The sequence below is a fragment of the Ligilactobacillus agilis DSM 20509 genome, assembly GCF_001436215.1.
Taxonomy (GTDB): domain Bacteria; phylum Bacillota; class Bacilli; order Lactobacillales; family Lactobacillaceae; genus Ligilactobacillus; species Ligilactobacillus agilis.
This window is the reverse complement of the sequence record NZ_AYYP01000044.1, coordinates 20,468-45,455: the sequence shown is the minus strand read 5'-3', so window position 1 is coordinate 45,455 and position 24,988 is coordinate 20,468. Positions and strand designations below refer to the sequence as shown.

The 24,988-nt window shown below is 42.1% G+C and carries 25 protein-coding genes; 19 read left to right on the top strand and 6 right to left on the bottom strand.

The window, feature by feature from the left end; all coding sequences use genetic code 11:
* Positions 1–9: 9 nt before the first annotated feature.
* From glmU to FC14_RS05585, 3 genes are all read left to right on the top strand, one after another.
* On the top strand, positions 10–1,416 hold the full coding sequence (gene glmU, locus FC14_RS05595; protein ID WP_056976828.1) for a bifunctional UDP-N-acetylglucosamine diphosphorylase/glucosamine-1-phosphate N-acetyltransferase GlmU: 1,407 nt from the start codon (positions 10–12) through the stop codon (positions 1,414–1,416).
* 94 nt (positions 1,417–1,510) lie between these two features.
* Positions 1,511–2,500: a ribose-phosphate diphosphokinase gene (locus FC14_RS05590; protein ID WP_056976827.1), complete on the top strand. Its 990-nt coding sequence runs from the start codon at positions 1,511–1,513 to the stop codon at positions 2,498–2,500.
* 84 nt (positions 2,501–2,584) lie between these two features.
* Positions 2,585–2,998 carry a GNAT family N-acetyltransferase gene (locus tag FC14_RS05585; protein WP_056976826.1) on the top strand — a complete coding sequence of 138 codons (414 nt, stop codon included), beginning with the start codon at positions 2,585–2,587 and terminating at the stop codon, positions 2,996–2,998.
* Positions 2,999–3,017: 19 nt separating this feature from the next.
* Here FC14_RS05585 and FC14_RS05580 read toward each other — a convergent pair whose 3' ends face one another.
* Positions 3,018–3,251, bottom strand: a complete 234-nt coding sequence (locus FC14_RS05580) for a hypothetical protein (protein WP_056976825.1) — start codon at positions 3,249–3,251, stop codon at positions 3,018–3,020.
* Positions 3,252–3,298: 47 nt separating this feature from the next.
* Positions 3,299–3,883 carry a GNAT family N-acetyltransferase gene (locus FC14_RS05575; protein ID WP_056976824.1) on the bottom strand — a complete coding sequence of 195 codons (585 nt, stop codon included), beginning with the start codon at positions 3,881–3,883 and terminating at the stop codon, positions 3,299–3,301.
* Positions 3,884–4,026: 143 nt separating this feature from the next.
* Here FC14_RS05575 and FC14_RS05570 point away from each other — a divergent pair, with 143 nt between their 5' ends.
* The 3 genes from FC14_RS05570 (at position 4,027) to nagB (ending at position 7,283) form a co-directional block, all read left to right on the top strand.
* A complete protein-coding gene (locus tag FC14_RS05570) occupies positions 4,027–4,695 on the top strand; it encodes a DUF6198 family protein (RefSeq protein ID WP_056976823.1) in 669 nt (222 codons plus the stop codon).
* A 130-nt stretch (positions 4,696–4,825) separates the two neighbouring features.
* Positions 4,826–6,451 carry an ABC-F family ATP-binding cassette domain-containing protein gene (locus FC14_RS05565; protein WP_056976822.1) on the top strand — a complete coding sequence of 542 codons (1,626 nt, stop codon included), beginning with the start codon at positions 4,826–4,828 and terminating at the stop codon, positions 6,449–6,451.
* Between the two features lie 121 nt (positions 6,452–6,572).
* The gene (nagB, locus tag FC14_RS05560; RefSeq protein ID WP_056976821.1) at positions 6,573–7,283 is read left to right on the top strand and encodes a glucosamine-6-phosphate deaminase; all 711 of its coding nucleotides are present in this window, start codon (positions 6,573–6,575) and stop codon (positions 7,281–7,283) included.
* 52 nt (positions 7,284–7,335) lie between these two features.
* Here nagB and FC14_RS05555 read toward each other — a convergent pair whose 3' ends face one another.
* Positions 7,336–8,295: a biotin--[acetyl-CoA-carboxylase] ligase gene (locus tag FC14_RS05555; protein ID WP_056976820.1), complete on the bottom strand. Its 960-nt coding sequence runs from the start codon at positions 8,293–8,295 to the stop codon at positions 7,336–7,338.
* 144 nt (positions 8,296–8,439) lie between these two features.
* On the opposite strand from FC14_RS05555, the gene FC14_RS05550 reads away from it, so the two are divergent.
* Genes FC14_RS05550 through FC14_RS10375 form a run of 3 tightly spaced genes read left to right on the top strand, consistent with a single transcriptional unit; the run spans position 8,440 to position 10,691 of the window.
* Positions 8,440–9,534: a YibE/F family protein gene (locus tag FC14_RS05550; RefSeq protein ID WP_056976851.1), complete on the top strand. Its 1,095-nt coding sequence runs from the start codon at positions 8,440–8,442 to the stop codon at positions 9,532–9,534.
* On the top strand, positions 9,534–10,286 hold the full coding sequence (locus FC14_RS05545) for a YibE/F family protein (RefSeq protein ID WP_056976819.1): 753 nt from the start codon (positions 9,534–9,536) through the stop codon (positions 10,284–10,286). The genes FC14_RS05550 and FC14_RS05545 overlap by 1 nt, the downstream gene beginning before the upstream one ends.
* Before the next feature lie 39 nt (positions 10,287–10,325).
* Positions 10,326–10,691, top strand: coding sequence for a DUF3899 domain-containing protein (locus FC14_RS10375; protein WP_082618695.1), 366 nt, complete (start codon positions 10,326–10,328; stop codon positions 10,689–10,691).
* 53 nt (positions 10,692–10,744) lie between these two features.
* On the opposite strand, the gene yidA is transcribed toward FC14_RS10375, so the two are convergent.
* Both yidA and FC14_RS05530 read right to left on the bottom strand, forming a co-directional pair.
* Positions 10,745–11,554, bottom strand: a complete 810-nt coding sequence (gene yidA / locus FC14_RS05535) for a sugar-phosphatase (protein WP_056976818.1) — start codon at positions 11,552–11,554, stop codon at positions 10,745–10,747.
* Between the two features lie 18 nt (positions 11,555–11,572).
* Positions 11,573–12,907, bottom strand: a complete 1,335-nt coding sequence (locus FC14_RS05530; RefSeq protein ID WP_082618697.1) for an HD domain-containing protein — start codon at positions 12,905–12,907, stop codon at positions 11,573–11,575.
* Positions 12,908–13,022: 115 nt separating this feature from the next.
* Here FC14_RS05530 and FC14_RS05525 point away from each other — a divergent pair, with 115 nt between their 5' ends.
* The 7 genes from FC14_RS05525 (at position 13,023) to FC14_RS05495 (ending at position 19,484) form a co-directional block, all read left to right on the top strand.
* Complete coding sequence (locus tag FC14_RS05525) at positions 13,023–13,463, top strand: YwiB family protein (protein ID WP_225363593.1); 441 nt, start codon at positions 13,023–13,025, stop codon at positions 13,461–13,463.
* A 44-nt stretch (positions 13,464–13,507) separates the two neighbouring features.
* Positions 13,508–14,074 (top strand): DNA-directed RNA polymerase subunit delta, encoded by a 567-nt coding sequence (rpoE, locus tag FC14_RS05520; RefSeq protein ID WP_056976816.1) that lies wholly within the window; start codon positions 13,508–13,510, stop codon positions 14,072–14,074.
* 189 nt (positions 14,075–14,263) lie between these two features.
* Entirely contained in the window at positions 14,264–15,862 is a 1,599-nt protein-coding gene (locus FC14_RS05515) for a CTP synthase (protein ID WP_056976815.1), read from the top strand.
* 72 nt (positions 15,863–15,934) lie between these two features.
* Positions 15,935–16,132 (top strand): LBP_cg2779 family protein, encoded by a 198-nt coding sequence (locus tag FC14_RS05510; RefSeq protein WP_050610850.1) that lies wholly within the window; start codon positions 15,935–15,937, stop codon positions 16,130–16,132.
* 242 nt (positions 16,133–16,374) lie between these two features.
* Positions 16,375–17,643, top strand: coding sequence for a UDP-N-acetylglucosamine 1-carboxyvinyltransferase (locus FC14_RS05505; RefSeq protein WP_050610851.1), 1,269 nt, complete (start codon positions 16,375–16,377; stop codon positions 17,641–17,643).
* A gap of 22 nt (positions 17,644–17,665) precedes the next feature.
* Complete coding sequence (gene rho, locus FC14_RS05500) at positions 17,666–19,120, top strand: transcription termination factor Rho (RefSeq protein ID WP_082618694.1); 1,455 nt, start codon at positions 17,666–17,668, stop codon at positions 19,118–19,120.
* Positions 19,121–19,238: 118 nt separating this feature from the next.
* Positions 19,239–19,484 (top strand): type B 50S ribosomal protein L31, encoded by a 246-nt coding sequence (locus FC14_RS05495; RefSeq protein ID WP_050610852.1) that lies wholly within the window; start codon positions 19,239–19,241, stop codon positions 19,482–19,484.
* A gap of 61 nt (positions 19,485–19,545) precedes the next feature.
* Here FC14_RS05495 and FC14_RS05490 read toward each other — a convergent pair whose 3' ends face one another.
* Complete coding sequence (locus FC14_RS05490) at positions 19,546–21,903, bottom strand: ATP-dependent DNA helicase (protein WP_056976814.1); 2,358 nt, start codon at positions 21,901–21,903, stop codon at positions 19,546–19,548.
* Between the two features lie 304 nt (positions 21,904–22,207).
* Here FC14_RS05490 and FC14_RS05485 point away from each other — a divergent pair, with 304 nt between their 5' ends.
* The 3 genes from FC14_RS05485 (at position 22,208) to FC14_RS05475 (ending at position 24,940) form a co-directional block, all read left to right on the top strand.
* On the top strand, positions 22,208–23,515 hold the full coding sequence (locus tag FC14_RS05485; RefSeq protein ID WP_056976813.1) for an NCS2 family permease: 1,308 nt from the start codon (positions 22,208–22,210) through the stop codon (positions 23,513–23,515).
* A 122-nt stretch (positions 23,516–23,637) separates the two neighbouring features.
* Entirely contained in the window at positions 23,638–24,183 is a 546-nt protein-coding gene (locus FC14_RS05480) for a dihydrofolate reductase family protein (protein ID WP_056976812.1), read from the top strand.
* A complete protein-coding gene (locus FC14_RS05475; protein WP_056976811.1) occupies positions 24,170–24,940 on the top strand; it encodes a TIGR02452 family protein in 771 nt (256 codons plus the stop codon). The genes FC14_RS05480 and FC14_RS05475 overlap by 14 nt, the downstream gene beginning before the upstream one ends.
* Positions 24,941–24,988 lie beyond the last annotated feature (48 nt).

The following is a 24,988-nucleotide window of genomic DNA, read 5'->3' as shown; positions in this document are numbered from 1 at the left end:
ATTATTAAGATGACAGCAAAATATGCAATTATCTTGGCTGCGGGTCAAGGTACTCGGATGAAGTCTAAACTCTACAAAGTATTACACCCAGTTTGTGGTAAACCAATGGTTGACCACGTGTTAACCCAAATTGAAAAAAACGATATCGACGAAATTGTTACGGTGGTCGGACATGGGGCTCAAAAAGTAGAAGCAACATTAGGAACTCGAACCCAATATGTTCTGCAAGCCGAACAATTAGGGACGGGTCATGCGGTTTTGCAAGCAGAAGCTTTGTTAGGCGATAAAGAGGGGATGACGATTATTGCCTGTGGTGATACCCCGCTATTTACTGCTAAAACATTCGAAGAATTGTTCGAATACCATAAGTCTAAGGGGACCGTTGCAACTGTTCTAACGGCTACAACCGACAATCCATTTGGCTACGGGCGGATTATTAGAAATGAAATTGGGATTGTTGAAAAGATTGTGGAACAAAAGGATGCCACTAAGGAAGAAGCGGCGGTAACGGAAATTAATACCGGGGTTTACTGCTTTGACAATCAAGAACTGTTTCACGCGTTACACCAAATTAAAAATGATAACGCCCAAGGTGAATACTATTTAACAGACGTTATGGAAATCTTCAAGAAGGAAGAAAAAATTGTGGCTGCTTACCGGATGAAGGACTTTTCTGAGTCAATGGGGGTTAATGACCGTTTGGCTTTGGCAAAGGCAACTGCAGTTATGCAAAAGCGGATTAATGAAACTCACATGAAAAACGGGGTAACCTTAATCGATCCAGCCACTACTTATATTGACGTTGATGTCAAGATTGGGGCTGACACTGTGATTGAACCAGGCGTACAGCTAAAGGGCCACACCGTAATCGGGAATGATTGTCATATCGGGGCGCACTCTGAGATTAGGGATTGTGTCTTGAAGGATGGTGTCACTGTGACTGCCTCCTTCTTAGAAGAAGCCGTAATGCATACTGGCTCAAATATTGGGCCTTACTCTCACTTACGTCCGCAAGCTGATATTGGCGAAGGCGTTCATATTGGAAACTTCGTGGAAGTTAAGAAAGCACAAATTGGCAAGAATACTAAGGTAGGTCATTTGACTTATGTCGGGGATGCTACCTTAGGAAAAGATATTAACGTCGGTTGTGGGACTGTCTTTGTCAACTATGATGGCATTAACAAACACCATACTAACGTAGGCGATTACTCCTTTATCGGGAGCGGCTCTAACATTATCGCCCCTGTCCAAATTGCTGATCATGCTTACGTTGCCGCTGGTTCAACGGTTACAGAAGATGTAGATGCGCACGATATGGCGATTGCTAGAAGCAGACAGGTTAATAAGAAGGGCTACTTTGATCATTACCCTGTTGCCCAAGCGGCTGCAGAAGCTGAAAAAGCCGAAAACAAATAAGATTTTTTTGAGAAAAACTAATGAAAGCTTGATTTTGCCGAAATAAATGAATAATATTATTAGTGGATAATACTAAAAAAAACTGGAGGCTGCTATGTCTGAACAAAATGCTGGGTCCAATTTAAAGATTTTTGCTTTGAACTCAAATAAACCATTGGCTGAAAAAATTGCTGCTGCTGTTGGCTTACCATTAGGAAAAACATCCGTTGATCGTTTTAGTGATGGTGAAATTAGGATTAACATTGAAGAAAGTATTCGTGGGGATGAAATCTTCATCGTTCAATCTACCTCTGCACCGGTTAACGATAACTTGATGGAATTGTTAATCATGATTGACGCTTTGCGCCGGGCTAGTGCCGATAAGATTAACGTTGTCATTCCTTATTATGGTTATGCTCGTCAGGACCGGAAAGTACGGTCACGGGAACCAATCACTGCTAAATTAGTAGCGGATATGATTGAAAAAGCAGGGGCTAACCGGGTAATTGCCCTTGATTTACACGCTGCTCAAATTCAAGGTTTCTTTGACGTGCCGGTTGACCACTTAATGGGGGCACCACTATTAGCTGATTACTTCTTGACTAATGGTTTGGAAAAGGATGCAGTCGTAGTTTCGCCTGACCACGGTGGGGTGACACGTGCCCGTAAATTAGCTGAATTTTTGAAGGCACCAATCGCAATCATTGATAAGCGCCGCCCTAAGGCTAATGTGGCTGAAGTTATGAATATCATTGGTTCCGTTGACGGTAAACGTTGTATCTTAATCGACGATATGATTGATACCGCTGGGACAATTACTTTAGCTGCCCAAGCCCTAAAGGATGCCGGAGCAACTGAAGTTTATGTTTGTGCAACTCACCCTGTCTTTTCTGGTCCTGCAATTGAACGAATCGAAAAATCACCAATTAAGCAAATGGTGGTGACGGATTCAATTCAATTACCTGAAGAAAAGCAAATTGATAAGTTAGTACAAGTTTCCGTAGGGCCATTAATTGGGGCAGCTATCAAACGGATTCATGAAAACAAACCAGTTAGTCCTCTTTTCAAGAACCGTTTCCGTGGAATTGAAGCTGATCAAGACTAAGAATTAGATTTGAAGTGACAGTTATGAAAGCAATGGCTTTTGTAACTGTCATTTTTTATAGCAAAATTAAGGAAGGGATGGCAGATGGTGCAACTAGTAAGAATTACTGACGACAATCTGGCTGATGATATTTACAAGGAAGTAACTGCCGCTGGGGTGGATTTCTTTAGTAGTGACAAGCAGTATTTGTGGGCCATTACTTTTAGAGGGAAAATAGTGGGGCTGGTCAGCCTTTATAATCTAAGCAGAACAAGTGCAGATTTGGGTTATTGGATAAAAAAGACAGACCGACGCCAAGGTTACGCTAAGCAAGCCGTCGCACAAGTAGTTTTTTTAGCGGCCCACGACTTGGGGGTACAGACAATTCACGCCGTGGTTAGGAGGGATAACTTAGCTAGCATCAGTGTTATTAGGGCTAACGACTTTGAACTTAGTCTTAAGATGGGGGCTTATTGTGAATACGTATTAAAGTTAGCCAGCAAAAAAGCTGGAAAGTAATTTTTCCAGCTTTTAGTGACTAGTCTGATTCAGTGACCCGTTTAACCAAGGAATAACGCTTTGCTTCCTCTTTTTCGCTATCTAGGGCAGCTTGCTCGTCAAAGATGACAAATGGTTGTCCGTCTTTTTCTTGGACGACTAGGACTGGTTTTTTGGCCTTGTGGTGATAGATTTGGGCAGCAACGTAGGCCTTGTTAAAATCAAAGTCACTTGCAATTGCTTGACCTGGGTTAAAGAAGACATTTTCACTCATGAAAATCACATCCTTTTAGTTACTACCCTTATTTTAGCACAAAGCTCTTAGCTAAAGAATTGCTTAGCAATTTGGTTGAAAGGTTTAATTGGTGCGGGACTATCTGAGTGAGGTAAAATTTGTTTTTCCATCCAAACCATGTCGTACCAGCGGTCAAATTTATAGGCGCATTTATGGAAATGGCCACACAAGTTAAAGCCACGCTTCTCGTGGAAGTTAACACTAGCTAAGGTTACGTGGGGATCATCTTTGGTACGAGGGTAGGTGATGCAGGCGTTGAGGTTAGTAATATTTTGAGCCTTGGCAATGTCCTCTAACAGCGAGTAGAAGCGACTTCCTAGGCCTTGCTTTCTCATCGTGGGAAGTAAGTAAATGGAGAGTTCGGCCGACCAATCGTAAGCATTGCGGTAGTTAAAAGCAGAAGCATAAGCGTAGCCGACAATTTTATTAGCTTGGACGGCGACAATAAAGGGATAGCGTTCTAGTGTTGTGGTAATTTTAGTTTGGAAATCCGCAATGCTAGGAACAACGGTGTCCAAAGTAATAGCAGTTTGCTCGACATAGTGTGCATAAATTTGGAGGATTTCAGCAGCATCACTACTATGCGCGATTCTAAAGGCAATCGGAGTCATGATAACTGGTCCCTTCTTTCATTAATAAATTATGATTAGAATATAACATTATTTGAAAATTTGGCAAGTAAAAACTTGCTTTGAAATCGGTTTGAGTCGTAAGATAACGGTAAACAAATTATTGGAAACGAAGGTTGTTATCGGTGGAATTCAGTCAACATACGTTAGAAAATCAAAAACTGTTAGGTTACTTTGTGTTATCAATCTTTCTAAATAGCTTAGGTAATGGGTTAACGGTAGCCATTAATTTAGGAAGTGCTCTGTGGACCGCGGCTTCTGTCAACTTAAACCATGCCTTTGCAGTCTCGTTGAGTTTGATGATGTTTTTACCAGCCTTTTTGGTAATTATCGTTAATTCCTTAATCTTAGGAAAGTTAAGTCCCAAAAGAATAATTGGCAACTTGGTTTTTTTGACGCCATTTTCTTTATTAGTCGGCTATTTTTCGGCGGGCTTAAGTCAACTAGGGATTAACCATTTAAACTTACTTGTACGTACCGGCTTAGATTGTCTAGGGGTGGTTTTGATTGCAGTAGCCATTTCCTTATACCAGCGAGTTAACTGGATGCTACACCCAGTTGACGATTTGATGCAAATCATCCGTTTTAAGTATTTCAAGGGTAACGCGACGATTGCCCAGTTAGTGGTCTTTATGCCTCCGGTAATTGCGATTATAGTGGCAGTGTTAGTGAGTCACCGTATTTACGCCGTAAATGTTGGGACCATCTTTGCCTTATTGTTCCAAGGAAGTTTAGTAGGGTTGGCCGATAAGTACCTCTTTCCTAGCCTCAAGCACCAAAACTTAGATAAATAGTCTGTTCACCAGTCGCCATTAACGAGCTGACTGGTGAACCTTTTTATTTTAGGGAAAACTTTGCTTGCCAGCGTGGTGACTAATATGGTAGATTTAGGCAAGAATAAATGAAAAGCGAGGAAGATGATAGTTGATTACAGTTAGCAACCTAAGTTTAAATTTTTCAGGGCGCCTTTTATACGATGACGTTAACCTAAAGTTTACCCCTGGTAATTGTTATGGAGTAATTGGTGCCAATGGTGCGGGTAAATCCACCTTCTTAAAGTTGTTGGAAGGAAAGTTAGAACCAACCAGTGGGAGCATTTCGATTGGGGCAAATGAACGGATTTCGAGCTTAAGCCAGGACCACTTCGGCTTTGAAGAATATACGGTTTTAGAAACGGTTATCCAGGGTCATAAGAAGTTGTACCAAATCATGAAGGAAAAGGACGCTTTATACGCTAAACCAGATTTTTCTGAAGAAGATGGTTTACGGGCGGCTGAACTTGAAGGTGAGTTTGCCGAAATGGATGGGTGGAACGCTGAAGCTGATGCGGCTACGCTCTTACAATCACTAAACATTCCTGATAGTATGCATGACCAAAAGATGAGTGAGTTAGCCGAACGGGACAAGGTGAAGGTCTTATTGGCGCAAGCATTGTTTGAGCAACCAGATATTTTGCTGTTAGACGAACCGACTAACGGGTTGGATGTTCATACCATCAGTTGGTTAGAAGACTTTTTAGCCGATTATCCCAATATTGTAATCGTAGTTTCCCACGACCGGCACTTCTTAAATCAAGTCTGCACCATGATGTGCGACGTAGACTTTGGTAAGATTAAATTATTTGTGGGTAACTATGATTTTTGGTTAGAATCCAGTCAATTAGCTGCTAAATTACAGGCCAATGCTAACGCTAAAAAAGAAGAAAAGATTAAGGAATTACAAGAATTCATTGCCCATTTTTCTGCCAATGCTTCTAAGTCCAAGCAAGCTACTTCGCGTAAGAAACAGTTAGAAAAGATTACGCTAGATGATATTAAGCCATCTTCGCGTAAGTATCCCTTCATTAAGTTTGAAATGGAGCGGGAGTTAGGTAACGATCTAGTTAAGGTCGAAAACGTTTCTAAGACAATTGACGGCGTTAAGATTTTAGATAATATTAGCTTCATCTTAAGACCGGGGGAAAAGGCGGCAATCATCTCCAGAAACGACCTGGCCACTAGTGTTTTGATGCAGATTCTGGCTGGGGAGTTGGAACCTGATGGTGGAACGGTAACTTGGGGGCAAACAACTAGCCGTAGTTACATGTCACGTGACCTAAACGCTAACTTTGCCCAAAGTGATTTAAGCATCATTGACTGGTTACGTCAATTTGCTTCCAAGGAAGAAAATGATAACACCTTCTTGCGAGGCTTTTTAGGTAAGATGCTCTTTTCTGGTGAAGATATTGAAAAACAAGTCGGGGTCTTATCAGGGGGCGAAAAGGTTCGCTGCCTCCTATCTAAAATGATGTTGCAAAAGGCCAACGTACTGTTAATGGATGATCCAACCAACCACTTGGACCTGGAGTCAATTACGGCTCTAAACGACTCAATGGTTTCATTTCCAGGGTCAATCATCTTTACTTCTCATGACCACCAATATATTCAAACGATTGCTAACCATATTATTGAGGTTTCAGCTAAAGGGGTGGTTGAGCGGTTGGATACCACCTACGATGAATTTTTAGCTCACGAAACGGTGCAAGCTCAAGTGGCAGCCCTTTATGAATAATGATTAAAGACGTAAGTAGTTGCTTACGTCTTTTTTAGGACTAAAAAAGAGAAAACACTTGCAAAATTGGTCTATACCTATTATAATTGGACTATACCAATAAATGAACGGAGGCATTATCATGCGGGTAATTATTGTTGAAGACAAAGTTGCTGGTGGAAAGGAAGCTTGTAAGGTTTTTGCCAACGCACTTGCAAATGGGGCTAAGGTGTTAGGTTTGGCAACTGGTGGAACTCCGGAAACAACCTACCAAGAATTAGTTGCAAGTAAGCTCGATTTTTCTAAGTTGGTTTCTGTTAACCTAGATGAGTATGTAGGCTTAGGGGCCGATGATCCCCAAAGCTATAATTATTACATGAAACAACACTTGTTTAATCAAAAGCCCTTTGCTAAGTCCTACCTTCCTAATGGTTTAGCTGAAGATGAGGCTGCAGAAATTGAACGTTATAACCAGATTTTAGCTGCTAATCCGGTTGACTTACAGCTACTAGGAATCGGAGAAAACGGGCATATCGGCTTTAACGAACCGGGGAGTCCGCTGGATGCAAAGACCCGCAAAGTTGCTTTAACGGAATCAACGATAAAGGCTAATGCGCGCTACTTTGAACGGGAAGAAGATGTTCCCCGCTATGCCTACTCAATGGGAATTGGCTCAATTATGCAGGCTAAAGAAATTTTACTAGAAGCATTTGGGGCTAAGAAAGCGCAAGCAGTTAAAGCCTTGGTTGAGGGGCCGGTAGATGCAAATGTGCCCGCAACCATTTTGCAAAAGCATCCTAACGTAACGGTTATTGTGGATAAGCAAGCTGCCGCACTGTTAACTAAAAAATAACAAAAATCCGCCTCCCACTTGGCTAAAACCAAGTAAGAGGCGGATTTTTATATTAATTAGCCCGAATTTTAGTTACTTCACCGGAAGTGAACTTGCGCCCGTCGGCTAAGACAATGGCCCCGTCGTCATCGATGGTGACAACATTTCCTTGAAAACTCTTGGTGCCTTGGGTGATGGTAACTTCTTTACCGATAATATTTGAATGAGCACGGTATTCGGGCATAAAGTTACCAGTTTGGTAGGTTTGATAAAGTTTAAAGAATTCTTCTAAGTAAGTGGCGATAAATTCGTTCCGAGACACTTTCGCCTTGAGAGCGTAGTTTCTAAGTGAACCGGCCCGCTGGGAGATTTCCTCAGGAAAATCGGCGGTGAGGTAATTAATTCCCGCCCCTACAACAATATTAGATAGGGATTGGGTTTCAAGGTTGCTAATGCCTTCGGTGAGGATACCGCAAACCTTTTTACCATCTACGACAACGTCATTGACCCACTTAATCTTAGGACTGGCCGCCAACTTCTTTTCGATAGCCCGGCACATGGCGAGGGCTACCGCTGTAGTTAGTAAGCCGGGATTAAATTCGGTTTGCTCATTGGCTAGGAGGATGCTAAGGTAAATCCCACTTTGGCTAGGGGAAGTGAAGTTGCGCCCATACCTACCGTAACCATTAGTTTGCTGGTTGGCAATAATGATATAAGGAGTAGTCAAATCGGGCTTGTTGGCTAATTGCTTAGCACGGATGTTGGTAGAATCGATGGTTTGATGAATCTCAAGCGGAAAGTTAAAATTAGTTGGGAGGTAACGGCTAATGAGCCCGGCGTCTAAATACCCGTTATCTTCTAAAAAATAACCCGTCCGTGGTTGGCTGGTAATTTGGTAGCCAGCGTCTTTTAAGTTATTGATGGCTTTCCAAATCGCGGTCCGAGAGATATTTAATTGGTCGGCTAGCTCTTGACCAGAGACGGGCTGTGACTTTTCTCCTAAAATTTTTAGTAGTTGGCTGCTGGTTGACATTAAATCAGCTTCTTTCATCGAATAATATTGCTTTAATTATAGGAAAAGCCACATGAAAGTGCAAATTATTGGTTAAGCTTTTAAGTAGCAACTATGAATTAGCTTTAAAAGTGGTAGGCTTAGAAATGGACTAAGAAGGGTGTGATTATCATCAAAAAAAGTTGGGTAATTGAAATAGTAGTAATTTTTTTGAGTGGCTTAAGCCTATATTGGTTTACAAGTCATGATGCTTGGCTATACCACCAAGACCTAGGTAAAATTATTTCTGTAAAAACTGGGCCTAAGCAGGTGGTCAAAGACGAGTACAATAACCAGGATTATCAAGTGAAACAAAGGTTAAAAATTAGGCTGCTAAATGGGACTAAGCGGGGCCAAGAAATGGTCGTAACCAATACCTATTCAGGATCTAAAGCTTTTGATCAGCGCTTAAAGTTAGGCCAAGAAATCTTTGTCGACTTTCATCACGAGGGTGGCAAGCTAACCGCTTCTTTTTCTCATAGTAAGCGGGATACGATTTTAGTAATGTTAGCCTGGCTAGTAATAGTCTTGTTATACATAACAATGAGGTTTCAAGGAATTAGGGCCTTAGCTAGCGTGGTAGCTAACTTTGTGATCTTTTTGATTTTTGTCAAGCTAGATATCGCCTTAAACCTCACCTACTTCTTTTGGTTATTTGCACTCAGTGCCTTAATTTTTACAGCCCTATCATTGGTGATGATTATGGGCTTTAGCAAACAGTGTTTAGTAACCTTTAGTTCAATCGTACTGGGAACAAGTCTTGGGCTGGGGTTAGGTTATTTTGCTTTATGGCTGACGAATAACCAAGGGGTTCATTATGAAGCCTTAGATATGGCTACCCAATCGCCAGAACAGTTATTTTTTGCGGCCACCTTGATTGGCTTATTAGGGACAGTAATGGATGCTGCCACCGACATTGTGGCAACCTTATTTGAACTTAAGGAAAGTAAGCCAGAGCTTAGTCGCAGCCAGTTGTTTTTGTCGGGACGGCAGGTTGGACGGGCTATCATGGGGCCTTTGATTAACGTTTTATTTTTAATTTTCTTTGCAGAAACCTTCGCAATGGCCGTGTTGTACTTGCGGACGGGCAATACATTTGCTTATACCTTTGAGTGGACCATGTCGTTAGGTGTTGTCCAGTCCTTAATTAGTGGGATTGGGATTAGTTTGGTAGTACCAACTGCAAGCTTGCTATCTGCTTATGTCTTGGGGGAAGAATAATGTCAGCAATAACCTTATTGAGTTTAATTCTGTTAATTCTGATGCTGTTAGTGGGAGGTAAACACGGCCTTAGCTCCTTTATCAGCATCCTCTTAAATTTTGCCTTACTATTTATAGCGGTTATTTTGATTGCCGGTGGCTTTCCCCCCCTAGGGGTCAGTCTCTTTATTGGAATCTGTATCTTAGCAATCACTATTTACATGGGCAATGATGATGAGGCCGCAACTAACACTGCTTTTATAGCAACTATATTAGTGGTTGGAGTGATGTTGGTTTTGATTGTTCCAGTTGATTACTTAGCTCAGGTTCAAGGGTTTGGTAATGAACAATCAGAAGAAATTGAGGCCTTCAACTTACTGATAGGTGTTAACTTTGAATCCTTGTTGATTGCGACGACCGTTTTAGCTACTTTGGGAGCAATTGCTGAAGCCTCAATTGCAGTCGCTAGTGGCCTAGAAGAATTGCTTAGCCAAAAGCCGGATTTAACACTAGCTCAACTTTACAAGAGTGGCAAGGCGATTGGCTTTCAGATTATGGCTATGACATTTAACACCCTCTTTTTTGGGATGTTTGGTGGCGATTTGGCCTTGTTTATTTTATTAGCCAGGTTAAATGCTAGCTTTGGTTATTACCTCAATGCCAAAATTTTTGTGGGTGAATGTTTAGCCGTTTTATTTTCAGCTTTGGCTGTGATTTTAGTTATCTGGATAACTATTTACCTAACTGGGCGTAAATTAAACACCCAACGCTAGACCAATCTAGGGTATAATTGAGAAAAATGGGGGTTAGTTATGAGAAATTTACAGACCAAACTCTGGTTAAAATTAGACGGGGCAGTATTATTACTAGCGCTAGCCACCGCCTTATGCGGACGGTGGCTAGGAGTGGCTGTCCAGGTTTCAAACGTGATGTTTTTAGTGGGGCTACTGTTAATCTGTTTGATGATTATCAATATCTTATTACACGCTAGTCTATTAGCCGGGTGGTTTAAGAAAAAACAGGCCGGCGAAAGCGATGAGGAATATCAAGCTAGAAAAATTGATGTTAAATCGGTGGCTAGCAAAAAAAATAAACCCATCCACTTCCAAAGTTTTGCGGCTAACTGTCTAGTGATTGGATTGGGCCTCATTGTTTTAGCAATAGTAATAACGATTTAAAAAAGTCTGTCTACTTAAAAGTGATTAACTAAGTAGACAGACTTTTTTGGTGATTAAAGAACGAATTTTTCTACGGCTAATCCTAAACCGTCATGGTTGTTGTCGGCAGTGACGTATTGGGCCAGGTCTTTGATTTCGGGGATAGCATTGCCCATGGCGACACCGAAGCCGGCTTGAATTAAGGTTAGGTCGTTTTGCTGATCGCCAGCAGTTAGAATTTCGTGGGGCTTAATACCTAGTTTGTTTGCTAATTCTAAGGTTGTTTTTCCTTTGTGGGCATCTTTGTGCATGAATTCAAAGAACCAACCTTCACTGCGGACCGTATAGTAATCTTCCTTAATAGCGGTTGGAAGGTTAGGTAAGGCTTGGTCAATAGCTGCTGGCTCGTCGGCCCACATATATTTTGCCATTGGAAATTCAGTTGGAATTTGGGCTTGCGGACGGTAGTGGAGGGGCATCTTAGTGTAAAAAGAGTCCAACACGGTGTAGTAACTAATGTCAGGGGTAGTTACGTAGAGGTCTGATGATGGTTGGATGGCTTGCCCGTGGACGTTAAGTTCGTGACTTAATGAATCTAACTTAGTGAAATCCGAATAGTCTAGGGTGTTAGAAACAACTACTTGTCCGCTAGCAATGTTAGTGGCTAATGCGCCGTTATAGGTAATAACGTAGTTTTCGTCTTGGGTAAGCCCCAGTTGCTCCAAGTAGGGTTTAACCCCGCTAACGGGGCGGCCTGTACAAAGAACTACAAAGACCCCTTTTTTTCGGGCGGCTTTCAAGGCAGCTAGGGTTTTAGGACTAATTTCCTTGTTGTCATTAACTAAGGTTCCGTCGATATCGGTTGCAATCATTTTAATTGTCATAGTTTATAGAGTTCCTTTCTAGATAAGGTGATCGTTTTTGAGGTGGGTTCTAAATGCCGGGTTAACGAGGAGGTCGACTTCCGCATCGGTACCAAGCATTTCCTTAGGAAAGAAAAAGCGCTTATCGCCTAAGAATTTGCCGGTGATGGCAAGTACCAAGGGGCTAACTGCTGAGAGCTCGCTTAGGCTACCATCTTTTTGAATTAACTTGATTTGACCTTTGTCAGTTTGGGAACTGTAACTATCATAGGGGAGGTCAAAACTATCATTTTCAGCGGTGTAGTAATTAGGGTCAAAGCCAGCTTGGGCGACCATTTGCCGCAGAGGGTCTAATAAGTTAGCGGTGGTTGCGGTAAATTTGACCGACTTAAAGGGGTGCCTATCTAGGAAGCGACTGGCCAAATCAGCCAAGATTTCATCGTCTGAATCACGCCAGGCTTCAAAGCAAGTATTCAAGACCCCATCGTCTAAGCGAAGGTAAGCTTCGAGGTCGGCTTGCCCTTCAAAAAATGGTTTTAGGTAGTAGGTGCCCAAAGCACTCTTTAGTTTATGGGTCCGGCTAAGATCTTTAGCCCGCTGCAAAAGATGGTTTAAGATGACCTCCATTGAGCGCGATACAGGGTGGAAGTAGACTTGCTGATACATTTGAAAGCGACTAACGATATAATCTTCCACTGCGTGCATGCCGCTAATGTCAAAGACGATTCCTTCCTTGGCAGGGCGCATTACCCGCAAAATCCGGGTGAGGTCAAAGGAACCGTAATTGGTCCCAGTGTAGTAGGAGTCCCGCAATAGGTAGTCCATCCTATCGGCATCTATTTGACTAGAAATTATTTGGACAACTTGCTTGTTGGGATAAGTCTTGGTGATGACTGAGGCAACCTGGGCGGGAAAGTCGTCACTGACTTGTCGTAGGACGGCGTTAACTTCGGTTTGCTCAGAAGTTATGATTTTAACAGTCATTTCTTCGTGGTTAGTATTAAAAATGTGCTCGAAGGTATGGGAGTAAGCACCGTGGCCGATATCGTGAAGGAGGGCAGCGCAAAGTGCCACTAAGCGTTCGTCGTCATTCCACAAGCCGTCGGTAGGATTATGGCTAGGATAATTGCGGACAAAGATATCACAGATTCGACGGGTGATTTCGTAAACTCCAACCGAGTGGGTGAAGCGACTGTGTTCAGCCCCGTGGAAAGTAAGGTTGCTAGTGCCTAGTTGTTTAATTCGACGTAACCTTTGGAACTCGCGGGTATTAATCAGGTCCAAAATAACCTGGTGCTGGATGTAGATGTAATTATGGATAGGGTCACGTAGGACCTTTTCCTTTGGGAGGTACTTAATATTTTTACAGACGATGGTAATCACTTCCTTATAGAGAACAGTTTCTTTTTAATTATACCACGCAAGTGTTTGGAAATAGTTCAAGATAAAAGTTATAATGAAAGAAATGTGTGCGGAAAGGATGATTAAGGTGGCAGAATTAAGTAACGGCATTCCCGTAACGATTCACGTTGTGACCCAAAATATTCAAGACAACCAAGTCGTCGATTATGATGAAGTATTTGAGGGCCAATTCTTTCAGATGGGCGCTTCAATTTACCTCCGTTATCAAGAGACAGCTGAGCAAGAAGCACTAGTAACCTTTAAGATAACGGCTAACGGGGAAGTACAACTGACTCGTAAAACCGATGAGATGAATCTACGCTTGTATTTTGTGGCTGGAAAACAAGTTAATGCTAAGTATGTAACTCCTTACGGGGTAGTACCAGTTACTAGTCGAACAAGCAAATTACAAGCAGAGGTGGATGATACTTTAAGGGGGATTATCGGCCAGATTAATATTGACTACACTTTAAATTCGGGGCAACAGCTGTTAGGCCGCTATAAAATTAGATTGCAATTTAAAGGTTAATATTGTAAGATGAAGAGTAGACTGTGGAAAGGACGTGTACCAGTTTGGAGCTAGAAAAATTCAAAGACGCAAATAAAAATGAGTTATCAATGATTGAAGTTGCACACGCTATTTTAAGTCAAAATGGCGACGTGATGGCTTTTGCAGATTTAACTAACAAGATTCAAGAATTCCTTGGTACCAGTGACCAAGAAATTAGAGACCGCTTAGCTCAATTCTATACAGATTTGAATGTTGATGGTAGCTTCATCTCATTAGGGGATAATCTTTGGGGCTTACGTTCATGGTATCCATTTGATTCAATTGATGAGGCACTTGTCCATTCAGATGATGATGAAGATGACGACCGCCCACGTAAGAAAGTTAATGCCTTCCTGGCAGATGCTTCAGATGATGATGTAATTGACTATAACGATGATGATCCAGAAGATGAAGATTTAGACGCTGATTATGACAGTGATGATGACGATGACGATGATGCAGATCCTGAATTGAAAGCTTACAGCAAAGATCTAAGTGATATCGGTGATACCGACGATGACGAAGATGATGATTTGCCAGATGGCATCGAAGGTCAATTAACAGAATTAAGCGATGAAGAACTAGACTAAGCTTTCGTAAAAAAATAGTCATTAGTGCTTGACCTAACGATAATAATTATGTAGAATGCTTTATGGGCGCTTCACTTATAGGTGAAGCCAAGTGTACGGCAAGACAAGCTCCCTATTCAACTTTGGATAGGGAGCTTGTTATTTTTGTTAATTCATGCCAACCCAAATAATTTTAAAGGAGCAGTCATAATGACCAAGTATATTTTTGTAACCGGTGGTGTTGTTTCCTCATTAGGAAAGGGAATTGTTGCCGCCTCACTAGGCCGTTTGTTGAAGAATCGCGGTTTGAAGATTACGATTCAGAAGTTTGATCCATATATCAACGTGGATCCAGGAACGATGAGTCCATACCAACACGGGGAAGTTTTTGTAACCGATGATGGGACTGAAACAGACTTGGACCTCGGTCACTATGAACGTTTCATTGATATTAACTTAAATAAGTACTCAAACGTAACGACAGGTAAGATTTATTCAGAGGTCTTAAAAAAGGAACGGCGTGGCGATTACTTGGGTGCGACCGTTCAAGTTATCCCACACATTACCAACATGATTAAAGAAAAAATCATGCGGGCCGGAACTGTTAGTGATGCAGACGTGGTCATTACTGAAATTGGGGGAACTGTCGGTGATATCGAATCATTGCCATTCCTAGAAGCATTACGCCAAATGAAGTCAGAAGTAGGTAGTGACAATGTTATCTACATTCACACCACTTTAGTTCCTTACCTTAAGGCTGCTGGCGAAATGAAGACTAAGCCAACCCAACATAGTGTTAAGGAATTAAGAGGATTAGGGATTCAACCTAACATCTTAGTGGTGCGGACTGAAGAACCAATTTCCCAGGAAATGAGAAACAAGATTGCAAACTTCTGTGACGTTGAACCTGAAGCGGTAATTGAATCAATGGATGTGGACACACTTTACCAAATTCCATTGAATTTGCAAGCGCAAGGTATGGACGAAATTGTTTGTCAAAAACTCAAGTTAGATACACCACAAGCTGACATGACTTCTTGGATTGAATTGCGCGACCGGGTTCAAAATCTTGAAGGTGAAGTCAAGATTGCTTTAGTTGGGAAGTATGTGAACTTACAAGATGCTTACATTTCTGTCAACGAAGCCTTAAAGCATGCTGGTTACCACATTAACTCCAAGGTTGATATTACTTACATTAACTCTGAAAATATTGATGCTGATAATGTCGCTGAAACATTAAATGGTTATGATGGTATCATTGTTCCTGGTGGTTTTGGCGATCGCGGGTTAGAAGGAATGATTCAATCCATCCGTTATGCCCGTGAAAATAACGTACCATTCTTGGGAATCTGCTTGGGGATGCAGATGGCATGTATCGAATTTGCACGTGATGTATGTGGGATTGAAGATGCCAATACTTCTGAAGTAGAACCACACGGTAAGAACAGTGTCATTGACTTAATGGCTGACCAAGAAGACGTGGAAAATATGGGGGGGACTCAACGGTTAGGTTTATACCCATGCAAGTTGAAGCCTAATACTAAGACTGCCCAAGCTTACGGTAACCAAGATGTTATCCAACAACGTCACCGTCACCGTTATGAATTTAACAATAAGTACCGGGAATTATTGGCTTCTAAAGGTTTAACTTTTGCAGGGACTTCACCAGACAATCGCTTAGTTGAAGTGGTGGAAGTTACTGACCACAAATTCTTTGTTGCTAGTCAATACCACCCAGAATTCTTATCACGTCCACAAAGACCAGAAGGTTTATTCCAAGCCTTTATTAACGCTGCTGCTAACGTTTAAGCTCGTTAAACTAGCTTGACATTATTAAAACGTGTTATTATAGACTAAGTTAAGTGAAAGGAAAGGGTCGTAATGGAAAAGACGAGTCAATTAAGTCAACTTTCCAAGCGGATTGTTGAATTTGAAAAGAAACACCATTTAAATGATACTGACTTTGCTTTGTTAAGTCGACTGTCAGTGGAAAAGGTACATGCGCTAAAAGCAATGTACGCTTTACCTGATGAAGAAGAAATGCAGATGTTAGAAGAAGCATTTGCTTCTAAAGACTAAAGGTTAGTTTAGTTAAAAGGCCAGCGAAAACTCCCAAGTTTTTGTTGGCCTTTTTTTAATGGAATTAAAAAATAAAAATACCCACTAATAATTGATTGAAACTAAGACAAGTATCTTGTAATATGAAGAGAGGTGCTTTTTTTAGCACGGTGCACACTGAAGCTGACAAGATAGTGATTAAGTGTGTAATTTTTTGATTTATTAAGAGTTTTTATTTAATTACAGTGAGGAATTAAGAAAAAATGAAAAAAATGATTGTTAAGGGCGGTCAAACTTTGGCGGGGGAAGTTACGATTGGCGGTGCTAAGAATAGTACGGTGGCTTTGATTCCAGCGGCAATTTTAGCTGATACACCAGTCAAGTTTGATAGCGTCCCTGATATTTTAGATGTGCACAACTTGATGCTGATTTTAAAATCGCTAAATGTTACTTCCAAATTTGGTCATGGTGAGTTGGAAATTGATCCAACTAAGATTAAGGAAGCGGCCTTACCAGGAAATGCCATTCGGAGTTTACGGGCATCCTACTATTTTATGGGGGCATTATTAGGGCGATTTGGTCAAGCGACGGTTGGTTTCCCAGGAGGAGATAATATTGGGCCACGTCCTATTGATCAACACATCAAGGGATTTAAAGCTCTAGGTGCTCGGGTCGAAGAAGGAGAAAATGAAGTTCATATTACCACGGGGCCAGAAGGCTTAAAAGGGGCCCGGATTTTCTTTGACTTAGTTTCAGTGGGAGCAACCATCAATGTACTATTAGCTGCGGTAAGAGCCAAGGGAACAACCATTATGGAAAACGTAGCCCGCGAACCGGAAATTATCGATTTGGCTACCTTTTTAAATAATATGGGTGCGCATATTCGGGGCGCAGGAACAGACGTCATTAGAATTCAAGGGGTTGACCGCTTAGAAGCACGGAATACCCATACTATTATTCCAGATCGGATCGAAGCGGGCACCTACCTTTCCTTTGCGGCTGCTAATGGCAAGGGGGTTTTAGTAAAGAACGTAATCCCTGAACACTTGGATCCATTTATTGCTAAGCTGGTAGAAATGGGGGTTAACTTGGAAATCGATGAGGATCAAATTTATGTTCCAGGCGGTGACTTTTTGGCTCCGATTACAGTGAAGACTTCGCCGTTTCCAGGCTTTGCAACTGACTTACAACAGCCAATTACCCCTTTGTTGATGAGAGCCCACGGAAAGTCAACCATTATAGATACACTTTATCCGGAACGCATCAAGCATATCCCTGAAATGAAGCGGATGGGAGGCAAGATTGAGAGTAAAGATGGAGTGATTACGGTAGGTAACTCGCCTAAATTAACTGGGGCGGTGGTCAATGCTAGTGAAATCAGAGCCGGGGTTTCGCTTTTAGGGTTAGCGTTGATGGCTGAGGGAACGACGGTAATTGAACATGCAGACCATATCTTGCGTGGTTATGATCGCATCGTAGAAAAATTTAGAAATCTATCTGTTAATTTAGAAGTAGTAACTGAAACTGTCTGAAATTAGATAAGGAGTTTTTTTAATGGTGGAAAAAAACGATTTGAATGACCATGGAAAACGTAAGCCTAGACAATTAAAGAAGCAAGGACCTACAGACCATTATTTAGGGGAAACGCAAGATGAAGTAGCCTTATCCGATGCTGAACGCCAGGCGATTACCGAAGAGCGGCGGGTAGCCATTGCGGAATTGCAAGAAAAGCCACTAGCTGACTTACTTTCGGAAGCGGATAAGTATGGGATAGATGGTGCTGACATGAGTAAGCAAGAGCTAGTGCTAGCGGTGGCCCAAGCACAGGCCGATGAAGAAGGGCGTTACTATGCAGAGGGCGTCTTGGAAATAGTTAGACCCAAGGATAAGGATCCCTTTGGGTTCTTGCGCTTGGTTAATTACGGCCCGTCTAAAGAGGACCTTTATGTTTCATATTCCCAGCTGCGGTTAGGGTTACGTCAAGGTGATTGGGTCGCTGGGGTTGCGCGTCCAGCCAAAAGAGGCGATAAAAGTGGGGCGTTATTATGGGTGGACACCGTTAATGGTAAACGGCCCGACCAAGTTAGACATCGGCCACCCTTTAATAGTTTGACGGCAATTTATCCTAACGAACAAATGAAGCTGACCACAACGCCAGCGCGCTTGTCTACCCGGGTGATTGATTTGTTTGCACCGATAGGTTTTGGCCAGCGCTCGTTAATTGTGGCGCCACCTAAGGCGGGAAAGACAACCTTATTGAAGGAAATTGCCCAGGGAATAAGTAAGAATTACCCTAATACTAAGCTAATTATGCTCTTAATAGATGAACGCCCAGAAGAAGTGACGGAATTAGAGCGCACAATTAATGGTGAAGTGGTTTATTCAACCTTTGACCAGCGGCCAGAAAATCATGTCCGGTTGGCGGACTTTGTCTTAGAACGGGCTAAGCGCTTGGTGGAAGAAAAAGAAGATGTGGTTATTTTAATGGATTCCATCACCCGCTTAGCACGGGCTGCGAATATCACGGAACGCCCAAGTGGAAGAACCCTATCTGGTGGGGTTGATCCGGCAGCTTTATATAGGCCGAAGCGATTCTTTGGGGCTGCGCGTAACGTAGAAGAAGGCGGCAGTCTAACTATTATCGCTACCGCCTTAATTGATACGGGCAGCCGGATGGATGACGTGATTTTCGAGGAATTTAAAGGAACTGGGAATCAAGAAGTTAAATTGGATCGGCAGTTAGCAGAACGGCGGATTTTCCCGGCAATCGATCTTAAGGCATCTGGTACTCGCAAAGAAGAGTTGTTATTACAAAAGCAGTACCTTAAGGCGATTTGGCAACTCCGCGATCAGTTTGGACAGGTGGCGGATCGGCGTGAAAATAGTCATAATCGCACTGTGGATATGGCCCAGACTACTCGGCAGGTGTTAACGATGTTAAAGGCTGCCACGACTAACCGTAAGTTTTGTTCAAACGTCTTAGAACAAAAGGCGGCTACGAGTGACTAAATTCAAAAAAATTTTGATTGCAGTCTAGTTTAAATCATGTTATCATGGTTTTTGTTGTAATACACAGAAAATAACTCTGGCTCAGCAAATGGACCAGGGCAAAGGAGCGAAAAGGATAATGAAACAAGGAATCCATCCAGAATATCATGAAGTTGTATTTATGGACTCAGCTACAGGTTACAAGTTTGTATCTGGTTCAACTAAGACTTCAAACGAAACAGTTGAATTTGAAGGTAAGACTTACCCATTAATCCGGGTTGAAATCTCAAGTGACTCACACCCATTCTACACTGGACGTCAAAAGTTCACTCAAGCAGATGGTCGTGTGGATCGTTTCAACAAGAAATACGGTTTTACAAACTAAGATTTCTGCAAGTAAAAAGTGTGCTAGGAAGGCAGTTAGCTTTCTTAGCACACTTTTTTTGTTAGGAAGTAAATTTTTGCCAGAAACTGGCTAAATACTCTTGGAGCTGGGTAGTATTGTAGACGATGCGACCGTGCGACCAGTGATTAGGGTAAAAACGTTGGTAACGACTTGAAGCAAAGCGACTGTCGACTAAGATTACCGGCCCGTAATCGCTAGCGCTTCTGATAAGGCGTCCGGCTGCTTGGAAAACGTTGTTTAAGCCGGGAAGTTGGTAGGCGTATTCGAAGCCGGCTTTTTTCTGGTGGTCAAAGTAGGTACGCAAAGCATCGTTTTCTGGACTGATACCTGGTAGACCGACGCCAATAATCGCCACGCCGTTTAGGCAATCGCCTTTGAGATCAATTCCTTCTGAAAAGATTCCGCCCAGGAGGGCAAAAGCAACGAGTGATTCCTTAGTTGGCTTGAAATTGGCTAGGAATTCGCTGCGTTCTTTGGCGGTCATTTCGGGCTGCTGAATAATGGTCCTAACCAAGGGGTAGCGTTGGTTAAAGGCGGTGACGACCTGGGTGAGGTAAGCGTAAGAGGGTAAAAAGACAAGGTAATTCCCACTTTTACTCTGGCTTAGGCTGGCAATGGTAGCGACGACGGCATCAAGGCTAGCCTGGCGCTGGCGGTAAGTCGTGGCGATATTAGCCGTAATTACGAGTCCGAGCCGTTCTTGGTCAAAAGGTGATGGCAGTTGGTAGCAAAGGCTATCTGTTCCCCCTAGAACTTCTTGATAGTAGGCAAGCGGTGAGAGGGTAGCTGAAAAGAGAATACTACTTCCGCCTAGGGCCATACTTTTTGCCAGAAGCTTACTGGGGTTGAGGCAAAAGATTTTAACCAGCAAGTCATCAGCTTCAGTGCTTAATTTAGTCCGAAAGCTAGGGTCGTAAAATTCACCTACCTTTAAATAGGAGTACAAGTCAAAAAAGACGGTAAGAATCTCTTCGGCTAAGGTTTCTTCTGGATGCTCACGCAACCAATTGCTGGTAAAATCACAGAATTTCCGGCAACTTTTAGCCAGCTCGATTAACTCATCTTCCATAACCAAATAAGGCTGGTGATGCTTTACTAAAGTTTGTTTAAGTTCCGTTAGGGTAGCAATAATAGGTTGAAGACGGTTAATTAAGCCCCGGTGACCGCTTGTTTGCTTAAGCTTGTCTTTGAGGGTAGTCAAGGTCTGTAAGCTAATTTCCTTAGTGTACATATCGCGTGAGCGGGCAACCAAATTATGGGCTTCGTCTATTAAAAAGCAATTACTATCATCTGGTTTACTGAAGAAACGTTGGAGATAAACCATTGGGTCAAAGAGGTAGTTGTAATCACAGATGATTACGGAACAAAAGAGGCTGATGTCTAATGAGTACTCAAAGGGATCGACTTGGTGTTTACGTGCATATTTGCAAACTAACTCCTTAGTGATTAGCCATTCGTTTTTTAGGATGTCCATTAAGGCTGGCTTGATACGGTCGTAATAGCCAAGTAAGTAGGGGTTTTCTTCATCCGCTAGGTCTTTTTCTTCTTCAAAGGTAATTTGATCCTTAGCGGTTAAGGTAATGGTTGTCACGAGCGGCTCGGATTGGGCGAGAAGTTTCAGTGTGTCTTGAGCTACTTGCCTGGTTGATTGTTTGGCCGTCAAGTAAAAGAGGCGGTTAATTTTTCCTTGGCCCATCGCTTTTAAGGCAGGAAAGATGGTTGAGATAGTTTTGCCCGTCCCGGTAGGAGCTTGGACGAAGAGTTTCTTTTGGTTAAGAATGGTTTTATAAACAACGGCGGCAAGCTCACGTTGGTTTTGGCGATAGTTTGGAAAAGGAAATTTGAGTTTAGTTAACGTTTCTTGTTGTCGGTTAGCCAGGTCTTGTTTAAGTTGTAACCACTTAGCGTACTCGTTAGTAACCTGGTCAAAAAAGGCTTGTGCTTCTTTTCTGGTAATGGACTGTGTTTTTTGCCACTGGTAGCCAGTAGTGACTTGAACATAGATGAGCGTTAGGTCTAATTTATTTAAACTTGGGTCTGCTTGCATTAGGAGCTGGGCGTAAATTTTGGCCTGGGCCCAGTATAGTGTTAACGTATTTTCTTTTAAATCAGCAAAACTAGGAGCCGAGCTTTTAATTTCTAGAACTTCTGTATAGTGATTATCTGCTTTTTTAAGGCCGTCAGCCCGCCCGTGGATAAGAACAGATTGGTTAGCGAGGTTAACCGTTTGTTTGAGGTCCACTTCGCATTCGGTCTCGCTTGGCCAAGTAGCCTGAATTGTTTGGTGAATTTTAGTTCCTTCGAGGGCACTGTTGGGGCTTTGAAGACCACCAGCTGACAAATCGCCGCTTTTTAAAATAAATTCGACTAATTCTCTTACCCCGACTGAATATGGCATAGTGCTTGTTCCCTTCGTAAATAGTTTCTTAACTAGCATAAAGCTTTGAACTTAGAATGGCAACTACTATTATAGTTCGGCTTTTCTTGATGATTAAGTTAAGTAAGAGTAGACTACGAAAGCCTTTATTAAAAACGGTTTCTTGTTAAGGTATTTTCCGAATTAATGTTAAGTTTTTAAAGGCGAACGTTAATCTTTTTGCTAAAAAACTATTTACATTGGGTGAAAGATAAGTTATAGTAATGGAGTGCTATTATTAAACTAAAAAACACGATTAATGTTCGTGAAAAAGGAGAAAAAATTAATGAATGCACTCAATTCATTTTTTAAGTTAGATAAATTAGGAACTAATCCTAAGCGTGAAATCTTAGCTGGTTTCACAACATTTATTTCTATGTGCTATATTTTGTTCGTAAACCCTACTGTTTTAAGCGCAGCCGGGATGGACAAGGGCGCAGTCTTCACGGCGACAGCACTTTCTAGTGCCATCGGCTGTGTGTTAATGGGGGTAATTGCGAAGTATCCAATCGCAACTGCGCCTAGTTTAGGGATTAACGCTTTCTTTGCTTACTCTGTATGTATCGGGATGAAAATTCCATGGCAAACTGCTTTAGCTGGGGCATTTGCGGCTGCTTTAATTTTCATCTTAATCACCGTCTTTAAATTACGTGAATTGATTATCGATTCAATCCCACAAGACTTAAAGTATGCTATCTCTGCTGGGATTGGGATGTTTATCGCCTTTATCGGTCTTCAAGGTGGGGGCATCATCGTTAAGAACGAATCTACATTAGTAAGCCTGGGTAGTTTTCATGGTCAAGTTTGGGTAACTGTCTTTGGGTTAATCGCGATTGCAATCTTAATGGTACTTAAGGTGCCGGGAGCTATCTTTATCGGGATGGTCCTATCAACTATCTTTGGGATTGCAACTGATTTAATCAAGATGCCAACTGCATTCGTTTCTGCAGCGCCTAGCTTAAAGCCAACCTTCTTGGTGGCTGCTAAGCACATTACGGATATTAACAGCTTCCAATTGGTCGTAGTGGTCTTGACCTTCTTATTAGTTGCTTTCTTTGATACAGCCGGAACTTTAGTTGGTTTATGTACCCAAGCAGGCTTTGTTAAGGACAACAAGATTCCCCGTATTGGCCAAGCTTTGATGTCTGATTCAAGTGCAATGCTCGTTGGGACTTTACTAGGGACTTCACCAGTCGGTGCCTACGTTGAATCATCCGCTGGGATTGCTGTTGGTGGTCGTTCAGGGTTAACAGCCGTTACAACTGGGATCTTATTCATCTTCGGTTTATTCTTTTCGCCATTACTTGCGATTGTTACTACGCAAGTTACAGCTCCCGCTTTGATTATCGTTGGGGTGCTTATGGCCCAAAATATGGCGCGGGTTGATTGGTCTAAATTAGAAATCGCAATTCCATCTTTCATCATTATCGCCGCAATGCCATTAACATACAGTATTGCTGATGGTTTGGCTTTAGGGGTAATCCTTTACCCAATTACAATGTTAGCTGCTAAGCGTGGCAAGGAAGTACCTGCTTTGATGTACGTTTTATTCTTCGTCTTTATTGGGTTCTTCTGGGTGATTGGTCGCGGTTAAGCGCAACTTATCATTAAAAACAGCTGGGTTTTGGCCTGGCTGTTTTTTTGTCCTCTAGCCAAGTAGCCGGATACATTGTAAGATAAAATAAGAAATTGTTTAGAGATAGTGAGGAAGTTGGGATGGCAGCAAAAATAATCATCTCCTTATTGGTGACTATGGATGGCTTTATTGCAGAAGAAAATCGGAGCAGTAACCAGTTAGAAGAAGCGTTTTTTATCAGACAACCGGCAGGAGTTGAATTGCGGCGGCCCCAAGACTGCGATGTAATTTTAGTGGGACATAACACCTTCGAAAGTTACCGGCAGGAGTTAACGGTGGGCAGTTATAGTGACTTACCAGTGGTGGTTTTGGCTAGTGAGCCTTTAAAGTTAACCGCTGCCGAACAAAATGTCAGCTGTATTAAGGGTGAAATCAAGGCGGTAATTACCTACTTAGAGCGCATCGGCCAAGTTGTTTGGGTCATGGGAGGACATGAGCTGATTAACGAACTGACCAGTCAAAATTTAGCTGATGAAATTAGGCTAGTGACTTTGCCGCTAGAATTTGGGACGGGCATTTCCTTATTTAATACAAATTTACCGGCGCCGCAAGTAGAGTTGGCGTCTTTAAAGGAGTACGGAGATATGACTTACTCTATTTGGAGGAAAAAAGATGACGCCAACTGAAAGGAGACAAGCTTTAGGACATAAGGCTATGAATTTATACCAGGTACAAATGTATCAGCTTGAGCAGTCATCTGAGTTGGTGACGTTTGAACCAGATGAAATTCCGACAGATTATGATTACCAAACTAAAATCTACGTTAAGAATGAGAATTTATTGTACCGGCTGCACCAGTTCGGTTCCCAGGTAAAGGTGGGCTGTATGAACTTTGCAGACCCGCTTACTCCCGGGGGAAACTTTATGTTGGGAGTCAATGCACAAGAAGAAGCAATCTGCCGTAATAGCTTCCTATACCCTGAATTGAAGAAGTATTGGTATACCTACTACCAGCAAAATAAACTATATCCCAATGATTTTTTCTATAGTCCCGCGCTAATCTACGCTAACCAAGTAAAAGTGATTAGGGATGAACGGGAAGATCGAATCGTTATGGGACGACTAGTCGATTTTGTGACGATTGCGGCTCCGAATGTGACTGCGATGAAAGCAGCAAAAATAAAGCTCAATACTAGTAGAATTTACACCGACTTGGAAAATAAAATTTTACGGACCTTACGCATGTTTAAAAACAATGCGGTTACTCACTTGGTGTTGGGAGCTTTTGGTTGCGGGGTATTTGGCAACGATCCTAAAATGGTGGCGCATGCCTTTAAACAAGTTTTGGCTCGCTTGGAGTTTCAAGGGGCCTTTGCTGAGATATATTTTGATATTTTGGAAAATCCGGTGGCTGAGCAGGCCTTTCGGGTAACAATTTTATAGCGCTAAATTGTTGCTTATATTGTTGCTTATAAAGGAACGTAAAATCGG

Excerpts from the sequence above, each read along its gene's own strand:
- glmU (WP_056976828.1), top strand. The coding sequence starts at position 10 with ATGACAGCAAAATATGCAATTATCTTGGCTGCGGGTCAAGGTACTCGG.
- FC14_RS05590 (WP_056976827.1), top strand. The coding sequence starts at position 1,511 with ATGTCTGAACAAAATGCTGGGTCCAATTTAAAGATTTTTGCTTTGAAC.
- FC14_RS05585 (WP_056976826.1), top strand. The coding sequence starts at position 2,585 with ATGGTGCAACTAGTAAGAATTACTGACGACAATCTGGCTGATGATATT.
- FC14_RS05580 (WP_056976825.1), bottom strand. The coding sequence starts at position 3,251 with ATGAGTGAAAATGTCTTCTTTAACCCAGGTCAAGCAATTGCAAGTGAC.
- FC14_RS05575 (WP_056976824.1), bottom strand. The coding sequence starts at position 3,883 with ATGACTCCGATTGCCTTTAGAATCGCGCATAGTAGTGATGCTGCTGAA.
- nagB (WP_056976821.1), top strand. The coding sequence starts at position 6,573 with ATGCGGGTAATTATTGTTGAAGACAAAGTTGCTGGTGGAAAGGAAGCT.
- FC14_RS05555 (WP_056976820.1), bottom strand. The coding sequence starts at position 8,295 with ATGTCAACCAGCAGCCAACTACTAAAAATTTTAGGAGAAAAGTCACAG.
- FC14_RS05545 (WP_056976819.1), top strand. The coding sequence starts at position 9,534 with ATGTCAGCAATAACCTTATTGAGTTTAATTCTGTTAATTCTGATGCTG.
- FC14_RS10375 (WP_082618695.1), top strand. The coding sequence starts at position 10,326 with ATGAGAAATTTACAGACCAAACTCTGGTTAAAATTAGACGGGGCAGTA.
- yidA (WP_056976818.1), bottom strand. The coding sequence starts at position 11,554 with ATGACAATTAAAATGATTGCAACCGATATCGACGGAACCTTAGTTAAT.
- FC14_RS05515 (WP_056976815.1), top strand. The coding sequence starts at position 14,264 with ATGACCAAGTATATTTTTGTAACCGGTGGTGTTGTTTCCTCATTAGGA.
- FC14_RS05510 (WP_050610850.1), top strand. The coding sequence starts at position 15,935 with ATGGAAAAGACGAGTCAATTAAGTCAACTTTCCAAGCGGATTGTTGAA.
- FC14_RS05505 (WP_050610851.1), top strand. The coding sequence starts at position 16,375 with ATGAAAAAAATGATTGTTAAGGGCGGTCAAACTTTGGCGGGGGAAGTT.
- rho (WP_082618694.1), top strand. The coding sequence starts at position 17,666 with ATGGTGGAAAAAAACGATTTGAATGACCATGGAAAACGTAAGCCTAGA.
- FC14_RS05495 (WP_050610852.1), top strand. The coding sequence starts at position 19,239 with ATGAAACAAGGAATCCATCCAGAATATCATGAAGTTGTATTTATGGAC.
- FC14_RS05490 (WP_056976814.1), bottom strand. The coding sequence starts at position 21,903 with ATGCCATATTCAGTCGGGGTAAGAGAATTAGTCGAATTTATTTTAAAA.
- FC14_RS05485 (WP_056976813.1), top strand. The coding sequence starts at position 22,208 with ATGAATGCACTCAATTCATTTTTTAAGTTAGATAAATTAGGAACTAAT.
- FC14_RS05480 (WP_056976812.1), top strand. The coding sequence starts at position 23,638 with ATGGCAGCAAAAATAATCATCTCCTTATTGGTGACTATGGATGGCTTT.
- FC14_RS05475 (WP_056976811.1), top strand. The coding sequence starts at position 24,170 with ATGACGCCAACTGAAAGGAGACAAGCTTTAGGACATAAGGCTATGAAT.